Genomic DNA, 1,564 nt, shown 5'->3' with positions numbered 1-1,564 from the left:
CCTTGGTAATTTTGCCCGTATCGTGCAACCCCTTGAACTTCTTTATCTTTCTTCGCGTACGGTTCTTGCTTTTTTGCCTTAGCTTTCTTATTACCTTCCCTGTTTCGGTTAGGTAGGTATGAAAGCCAAGAAAATCAACACCATTACGCAAAGGGAAAATATGTGTCTTGCTATTTAATTGTAGTTTTAAATTGCCTTCAACGTATTTTCGTATTTCCGTCAAGCAATAGCGAAGGTATTCTTTGTCATCATGTATTAATACAAAGTCATCCATGTAGCGGATATAATGCTTTATTTGAAGTTTTTCCTTTATAAAATGGTCAAGTCCACTTAAATAGAAATTTGCAAACCACTGACTAGTTTGATTGCCAAGAGGGATACCAGGATTCGGTGTGCTATCTATAATTTGTTCTAACAACCAGTCTATATCGGTATTACCCTTAAATAGTTTATTAAGCTTTATTTTTAGCACATCATGATCAATAGAATAGAAGAATTTTCTAATATCACATTTTAATACGCAACCCTGGCAACCATGTTTACGATAATGTCGTTGCATAAAATATCTAAGTCTATCTAATCCAGCGTGAGAACCTTTACCTTTGCGACAAGCATATGTATCGTAAATAAAATGTCGTTCCATTAATGGTTCCAAGAAATAATCGCACAGGTAATGCTGTACTACCCTATCCCTGAATGGCAATGCCATTATCTCTCTTTCCTTTGGTTCGAAAACTTTAAATTTAGTGTATTTGCCCATTTTATAAGTTTTCTGGTTTAATACATAAACCAGATAGTAAACTGCTTCTAACGCATTTGTTTCAAACTTAATAGTAGTTAATTTCTTTCGTTTACCTCGCCTTGCTTTTAAGTAGCATTGATACATTTTAAAAAAGTCAAATATATATTCTACTATGTGAAACACTCCTGTGTATAACCTTGGCGTTGGATTTTTAACTCCAAAGCCTTGGTATCAGAAAGTTTATGTTTACCCTTCCAGGGAAGGATACCCTCTCCTTTGATTGATAGTCCTCTAATTTCGGTTTTAACCTACTCCGTTACGGTATTCTACCAAAGCGGGGCGAACGCCGCTGTTACCGTTGTACGCGTTGTTGTTGTTCAACGTGCCATCGGAGTTGACGTTACGGGCGTTGTTCGAGTTGCCAGCGTTCGGAAATAGAGAGCACCCTAAAAATTAAACCTTTCTTTATCCTTTTTCATCCATGCTGCCGCAGTATATTTAACATCTAAAACTGCCTTAACCCATGCTTTACAATTTTGAGCTGAAATATATTTTTTCTCTAATGATAATTCAATGAGAAAAAGTATTTGCTTTATTATAGATAAAGCCCTAACTTGTAGTTTTCTTCGTTCTTCTTTTTCTGCTTGATTTTTAGGAAATATTTCGTTTGCTTCTAATAGACATTCGTAAACAGTTAAGGTTTTATCTTGCAAACGATTAACAAAAGTAAAACGCGCCTTTTTGGGAAATTTCTTACTGTCAGTAATGTTAAAAGTATACCTAATTAAATCTTTTGCTTTAATCAATACAGTTAACTCATTT

General features: G+C 34.8%; 2 protein-coding genes. Both read right to left on the bottom strand.

Annotated features, from left to right (window positions below; genetic code table 11):
• The coding region (locus GX364_09445) for an RNA-directed DNA polymerase (protein NLI71072.1) at positions 1–886 on the bottom strand (886 nt) is incomplete at its 3' end.
• A 302-nt stretch (positions 887–1,188) separates the two neighbouring features.
• Positions 1,189–1,548, bottom strand: coding sequence for a four helix bundle protein (locus tag GX364_09440; protein NLI71071.1), 360 nt, complete (start codon positions 1,546–1,548; stop codon positions 1,189–1,191).
• Positions 1,549–1,564: the final 16 nt, after the last annotated feature.

The sequence above is a fragment of the Bacillota bacterium genome (assembly GCA_012518215.1).
Classification (GTDB): Bacteria; Bacillota; Dethiobacteria; order DTU022; family PWGO01; genus JAAYSV01.
Note: the sequence above shows the minus strand (reverse complement) of the source record. Positions and strands in the feature narration are given on the sequence as shown.